General features: G+C 45.7%; 8 protein-coding genes and 1 riboswitch. Of the genes, 1 reads left to right on the forward strand and 7 read right to left on the reverse strand.

What is annotated here, in order from left to right; translation table 11 throughout:
* The 4 genes from AC1DUA_RS17135 to AC1DUA_RS17150 form a co-directional block, all read right to left on the reverse strand.
* A partial coding sequence (locus AC1DUA_RS17135; protein ID WP_477500920.1) for a tetrahydrofolate dehydrogenase/cyclohydrolase catalytic domain-containing protein occupies nucleotides 1-227 on the reverse strand: 227 nt, incomplete at its 3' end.
* A 56-nt stretch (nucleotides 228-283) separates the two neighbouring features.
* Nucleotides 284-362, reverse strand: a riboswitch (ZMP/ZTP riboswitch).
* Between the two features lie 37 nt (nucleotides 363-399).
* A complete protein-coding gene (locus AC1DUA_RS17140; RefSeq protein WP_477500921.1) occupies nucleotides 400-924 on the reverse strand; it encodes a hypothetical protein in 525 nt (174 codons plus the stop codon).
* Nucleotides 925-1,066: 142 nt separating this feature from the next.
* The gene (locus tag AC1DUA_RS17145) at nucleotides 1,067-1,588 is read right to left on the reverse strand and encodes a hypothetical protein (protein WP_477500922.1); all 522 of its coding nucleotides are present in this window, start codon (nucleotides 1,586-1,588) and stop codon (nucleotides 1,067-1,069) included.
* A 34-nt stretch (nucleotides 1,589-1,622) separates the two neighbouring features.
* Nucleotides 1,623-3,770 carry an ABC transporter transmembrane domain-containing protein gene (locus tag AC1DUA_RS17150; protein WP_477500923.1) on the reverse strand — a complete coding sequence of 716 codons (2,148 nt, stop codon included), beginning with the start codon at nucleotides 3,768-3,770 and terminating at the stop codon, nucleotides 1,623-1,625.
* Between the two features lie 144 nt (nucleotides 3,771-3,914).
* On the opposite strand from AC1DUA_RS17150, the gene AC1DUA_RS17155 reads away from it, so the two are divergent.
* A complete protein-coding gene (locus AC1DUA_RS17155; protein WP_477500924.1) occupies nucleotides 3,915-4,331 on the forward strand; it encodes a GNAT family N-acetyltransferase in 417 nt (138 codons plus the stop codon).
* Between the two features lie 63 nt (nucleotides 4,332-4,394).
* On the opposite strand, the gene AC1DUA_RS17160 is transcribed toward AC1DUA_RS17155, so the two are convergent.
* The 3 genes from AC1DUA_RS17160 to AC1DUA_RS17170 form a co-directional block, all read right to left on the reverse strand.
* A complete protein-coding gene (locus tag AC1DUA_RS17160; RefSeq protein WP_477500927.1) occupies nucleotides 4,395-4,850 on the reverse strand; it encodes a GNAT family N-acetyltransferase in 456 nt (151 codons plus the stop codon).
* Nucleotides 4,851-5,004: 154 nt separating this feature from the next.
* Nucleotides 5,005-5,469: a hypothetical protein gene (locus AC1DUA_RS17165; protein WP_477500925.1), complete on the reverse strand. Its 465-nt coding sequence runs from the start codon at nucleotides 5,467-5,469 to the stop codon at nucleotides 5,005-5,007.
* Between the two features lie 505 nt (nucleotides 5,470-5,974).
* Nucleotides 5,975-6,831, reverse strand: an 857-nt coding sequence (locus tag AC1DUA_RS17170; RefSeq protein ID WP_477500926.1) for a nucleotidyltransferase domain-containing protein, incomplete at its 5' end; no start/stop codon positions are given.

Genomic DNA, 6,831 nt, shown 5'->3' on the forward strand with positions numbered 1-6,831 from the left:
GTCGTATGTTCAGGAAGAACAACACGAATAGATTGAATCCCAAGTCGCTTGCAGGCATTTCCTTTCATCCGTACGTAGGTTGCTGAAGCAGGATCGTCACCAACTAACACAGTCGCTAAGCAAGGGACGACGCCTTGCTGGGACAAATTGCTGACTCTGCTGAGCAACGATTCCTTCATGGCGTCTGCGACTCGGTTACCATCCAAGATTAATGTTTCTGCTGACATTGTGATCATTCCTTTTGAGTAAATTTGAAACGCAAAGAGGTAAGGGGATATCCCCTTACCTCTGYCCAGGCGTACGGCTGATTATCTATGTGCTCCCTCATGGTTACCCATGTTCCGCCAGTCACACACAGTTGCTTGTATGAATTCATAATAACAACTAATGACATAGATTTCAATGCGTATGAATAAAAAGACTTCTGCAATAAGCTTCCAGCTCATCGAATGAAAACTTGTAGAAGGTTAAATCATTCACAACTGATGAGTGGAATCCAGGCAAGCTGCTCCATCGGGAAACAAGCTGCTGTATCTCCTTATTGTCAGAAGAACTCCAGAACTGGAGCTGCTTCACGTCGGGATTACCCGCTTTAATAAGGTTCAATAACGCCTCAAAACCGCGTAGAAATAGCGGTGTACGCCGATATTGTTCCAAAATAAAGGCAATCTCGACCTGACAAATCTCTCGATCTTCATAATCATTTGCCCCTGTGCCGTACACGAAACCTGCCGCACCTACGATATCGTAAGTCTCATCGTTGAAAATCAGCATTGCTTGCCCGAACTGTAGCGGACTGCCCATGAAAGCAAGCTTCATCGCGAAAGGATACGGCAAGTTTAAAAAGGCTTGTTGCTGAATCAAAAAACGGATGTAAGCTTCGAAATCCATTTCGAACTTACAAGTACGGAATTCGAAACCCATTATACCGGATTAGCTCGCAAATTCTCGTTGTCTTTGACGATTTTACCGAAACCGCCTTTGTCCGTATCTTTTTTAATGCTTGGTGGAATTACAATCATGCATAACGCCTCCTTATCAAGGATAATTGTCTGTCATATGTATATTATACCTTCAAGAAATTATCTAAGAAAGCCCTCAGATTGTTAATTTTGACACCAAATTTCATTTGTTTGCCAAGTATGCTATCCTCTTCATGGCTCGTATCGGCAAATTTCGCATACAATCTACATAAATATACATTTTCTGCAAGTGCTGCAAATCTCACTTCCTGGACGTCCGGATTGTCGGACAAAATCTCGCTTACCAAGAAGCGCAATCCCTTAATGAAGAGCCTTGAACCTCGATAAGCACGGTCAGCTATGGCCATCTCTACAAAAGCGATGTGCTTATCTTCGTAATCGTACTCTGGAGTCCCATGGTAATATGCACTCGCCGCAATAATACGCTGTTCGTTTTGATTCACTACCTGAATCAACTGACCATGCTTAATGAACGAATACAACATCGTTATCGTGTCGGTGGCCGAATACGAAGGATGCATATCCCGCCGGTTTTCCAGAATGAACAAACTCACTTTAGCCAAATCATCATCGGTGACGCACCGTTTGTAAATACTAGCCGTCATAACGTTAACCTTCACTCCTTCCGCAACGAACCCTCTACATTCGGCTCAATAATGTCTGCTCCAATGTTTGTAAAATTTGTGGATACTCTGCCGTCAACCGGTGAAAAGCCTCTCGTCTGACCGATAGCAGTACCGCAGGACTCAGTGCCTTCACTGTTGCATTCCTAAGCGTGTTGCGGAGCAGGGCAATTTCCCCGAAATGATCGCCATCCTGCAGAACGGCAACACGTATCTCACCCTTGTCGGGGAAATGTTTCACAAYTTCAAATTTACCTCGAACGATAATGTAGCATTTATTACCCTCTTCGCCCTCACGAACGATTGCTTCGCCTTCCTTACACGTTTCCGTTGAGAACAAGGTAGCGATATCGCTTAAAAGCGCAGGCTCAATGCCTTGGAAGAACGGCAGCTTAGCGAGCCGATTGACATCTACCGTCGCATGTAGACCGTCGTGAGATAGATGAAACCCGATCTGTTTCTCCCAAAGATTCGCGTACTGCCCCTTATGATCCAGAAGTTCATGATGGGTGCCGCTTTCGACGATCCGTCCGTCTTTAAAAACATAAATGACATCGGCATGGACGACTGAAGCCAGTCTATGTGTAACGGAAATAATCGTTTTGTCTTTCCGGCTTTGCCCTATTAACTCATTAATATCGGCTTCCGTCGCCGGGTCCAGCGCGGATGTGACTTCATCGAGCAGCAACAGCTTCGGCTTCCGCAGAAGCGCTCTCGCAATGGACAGCCGCTGCCGCTCTCCACCCGATAGAGAGCCCCCTTCGTGGTGAATCTGCGTGTCGTATCCATCTGACCAGTTGACAATCGTGTCGTGGATCCGCGCCTGCTTCGCCGCTTCTATCATTTCTGCTTCCGTCGCAGCTTCATTATTTATGAGCAAATTATCACGAATTGAAGCGTTAAACAGGAACGTATCCTGCGCAACAAGCGTAGACAGCTTTCTTAGCGACGTTTCACTTGCTTGGCGCAGATCGCAATCATTGATTGAGACCGCCCCCTGGTTCGGGTCATAGAACCGTGATAGCAGCTGTAAAGCCGTACTTTTGCCAGATCCGCTGGGCCCTACGAAAGCCACATACATGCCTTCCGTAATGCGCATGCTCACGTCCTTCAATTGATCCGCTTCACCGTTATAACCAAACGTCACCCGATCCATTTCAATAGAAGTAAAGGATGAAGATAAGGGTACAGGATTCTCCGCGTCAGGAACGTCCGGCTGCTGCTCCAATATCTCCTTCACACGGCGGAAACTGATACTCGAATCAATTAGATTCGGGATAAGGATGGACAAATTTGAAACTGACTGACCTACGGATAAAAACAACGTAAAAAACGCCATAAAACCGCCAACCGTTATATCGTCGTTAAATATCAAATATCCGCCGAAACCGATCATGATGCCGTTCAGAATGAGCAGCGCCGTGAGCGGCAGCCGTTCGATCAGAGCCCCGGCCATATGCAGCTTGAACCCGAAAGTGAACAAGTCGTTCATCTGTTTGCGCGCACGATCTCGGATACTTGCCTGCAAGTGAAGGCCTTTGATCGTTTTGTGTCCTTTGACCATCTCATCAATGGTATTCGCGAAATGCTCCTGCGCTTCCTTGTATCCTGTGTTGGCTGACTCCGCACGCCCCTGCACCAATTTCGGCCCGATAAACATGAGCGAAGACCCAGCTAGCATAGCAAGCGTTAACTTCCAATTGATTGAAAAAAGCATGACAAGCCCGAGAGTCACACTTAACGTTTCCTTCATCATGAAGGGATACGATATACGTACGACTTTCTCCATTGCTCCCATATCCGCTGCAAAACGAGTGACCAAATCACCAACCTTGAACCGTTGATAAAAAGGGAGCGACTGCTTTTGCACATGGTCAAATAGCTCACTGCGCATCTTTCGAATCATTTCCCCGCTGAGCTTGCCTAACGAGTAGTCGCCAAAGGCGCTAGCACAAATGTTCAAAAACCCTCCGCTGAGCAGCACCGAAAGAATGAAAATGAATGCGTGGAGATCCTTGGGCATGAAAGCGTCATCCACCAAATATTTCAAACTTAAGGGTGAGGCAACGGAATACGCGATTTCGATGAAAATACTGCCTATGAATATAGCAGATAATAATTTATACTGTGCAAAATGACGCAGTATTGTCTTGATGAAAGGCAATGGATATCGCCACCTCCTGCTATCCATAGATTACCTTAGATCCTTTGGGCTGTAAATCGTTCTAGCAATCTTGCAGATAAAAGAGTACAATCTCTGATATTAAAATGGAGTTAAACCATGTATGGTTCAAAGGAGAATTTATCGATGTCCATAATTCGAGAAATGACAATCGAAGATTATGAGCAAGCCTTTTTACTCTGGAATCAGATTGAAGGTCTTGTATTAAGCGAAGCGGATTCTAAATCTAATATCGAAAGTTATCTAGCTAGAAATAAAGGATTTTGTTTCGTTTGCGAAGCGGACAACAAAGTCATTGGAACTATTTTAGCCGGGCATGATGGTAGAAGAGGCTTTATCTATCACTTAGCGGTGAATCCGGAAAACCGTAAACAAAGGATTGGGCACCGGCTCGTTGAGATGAGTTTGGCTCCGTTCAGAGAACTAGGTATTGAGAAATGTCACATTTTTGTACTCGAAAATAATGATCTTGGTCATTCATTCTGGACGGCAGCGGGTTGGGAAAAAAGAAGCGGATTTTTCGTTTATTCGAAAACGCCTTAGGCGCTCAAAAAAACATCAAACAAAGAAAGGCTGTCTAGACCTATTGGTCCAGCAGCCTCTTCTTTATAATTTCAATGTCATAAATGAACTAAGCGGGTCTTCCGCGTAATCCGCAAACGGCTGACAATATTCAAACCCGAAAACTTCATACAGTCTTCTTGCAGGTTCGAAGGCTTCCATGGAGCCTGTTTCCAGACTTAACCGCTGATAGCCTCGTTGCTTGGCTTCCCCGATAATGTGTTCTAGAAGCTGTTTGGCAACCCCTTTTCTCAGATGGGCTGAAGAAGTTCGCATGGATTTTATCTCACCATGTCCGGAGTCGAGTTCTTTCATTGCGCCGCATCCAGCTAATTCCCCTTGATCCCATGCACTCCAGAATGTGACTTCCGGTTTTTTGAGCCCATCAATATTCAGGGCATGCATGCTTTCGGGAGGTGAAATCTCTGACATCCCTTTCAGATGTTCAAGGATTAACGCTTGTACCTCAGGGCCTGTTAAATCATCCTTTTTAATATCCAAGACAGTCATTCTGAATCTCTCCTTATTCTTACACTCTAATTCTAAGTTATATTTTACATGAATTCGCCAAAGGTCAAAACTTTTTTTATTAACGAAAACGATGAGGTTTGTTTAGTTCATACTGCTCGTCCTAAATACGTATTCTTGAAGTCCTCTAGCCATTGTGTAATATCAATTTGATTTCGCCTAGTGGCTTAACCAGGTTCAACTTTTTACACAATAATCCAATGTTTTCGCCTAATTCGACCGGCGTTATTTTTATTCCAATTTGATCAAATAACTTGTCGTACTCATTATTCCAGCTGTACACTTCGTTATTTATTTTTAAACCAGCCATTGTTGATGTAGCAATTTCCCTGATGTGATTATCGTAACGTGTGAACTCAATCTCCCCAAGTAAATCCGTGTATATAAACATCTCATGATATTCAACAGCGAAGCTTCTTTCCATGTAGCTCCATTCTCTAAAAACATCCGATTGAAGTACAAGCTCCCGCACATCATGCGGAGGTGATCCATTTGCCAGCGCTTCCTTTGCAAGATTCATAACTTTTCCATTCGCTTCCCAATCTTCGTTAAATTTAGCGTTATCCAAACCTTCACCCACCGTTTTTTTCAAATTTAAAAGGACCCTGGAATACTACCCAAGATCCTTTACAGAGTTTACCATGATTATGTGATGGCTGAAAAGTCATCGCTTTGGATGCTCAGCGAAGCTTAGTGCAACGAAATCACTTACACCAAGGGAACTGGAGAGTCTGTCGATTCACAGTAACAGTTGTAAATAGATGGAAAATCTACCGTTATTCTGAACTGCTCGGCAACAGGGAGCGAAATTGCGGTAGGAACTCCAGTTAAATGTTCCGCAGCTGGACGAAATCTGCTAGATTGGCAAAATTAGTGGTAGAAAATCCTTTTATTTAGCCAAAAATGGAATATTCATGAAAAATAGTTGGAGTAATCGGCGTTAAGTTCAAGGAATCTTCTCCACCATCGCTGTTGCCCCGTTCCGCAGGGGCGCCCCTCCTTGCAGGCCGAAAATATACCTTTGCAGGGAAAACGGCCTGCATTTCCCAAGCCAGCCCTGCAGTGGAGCCGTGTGCCTCTGGGGCAGCCCTGCTGCCCTAAATAGCAATCGCCTGAACCTCGCCAACAAGCGCCGCAAAAGAAGCAATCGCTCTCGTTAAATCCGAGCGATCGGCAGTCATACAAGCGAATCCCTCCTGGATTCGCCTCTCGAAATCAGCAGGAGCTGCGGCAAAATGGCTGCACTGTGCGACGGCCCCTTTTTCGTTCAGCAAATACTGCCCATTGCATGCGAACAATACTTGAACCAAACAACTTACGGTTCGAAATAGATGCCCCGCTGCGTAAGAAACATCGTTACGCCCCAAAGCTTTTTTAGCATTTGCAATAGAGAAATCAGCTTCCCACATGAATTTCGAGATTGTCGCTTGCCGCAGCGCATCCGGATACGCAGTGGTCTTCGCCTTCATTGCAGCGACGAGACCATCCGGATCCCAGAGCGGCCGGCAGCGCGCGACTTCTCCCATGTAGATCGATGTGCAAAAGCCATGCGGATGACCTGGCTGATAATGGATATCGATCCGGCCATGCCGACAATCCTCGATGATGCCTGACACTTTCACGGCATCCCGATACAGGATATCCAAGGGGAAGCCGCGGCTGCTCAGCCATCCGCCGCCATTGATCCAAGGCCCCCAGCCGCCTATCGGCGTGATAAGGCCGCTGCGGTGCTGATCATCCAATGACTCCGCAGCTTTCTCCAAAGCTGCAAGGTCGATCGGATGATCAGGCCGATAGTACACGCCGATGTCAATATCCGACTCCGGTGTTTCGGTGCCACACGCACGTGAACCGCCCAATACAATGGCAGCGATTCCTTCTACTTTTTGCAGCTGCTCGACGACTGATTGTATAACTTCATTGGCTTCCATATATGAGTCACCTACCTTAATAC

The organism is Paenibacillus sp. 01T422, from assembly GCF_056398785.1.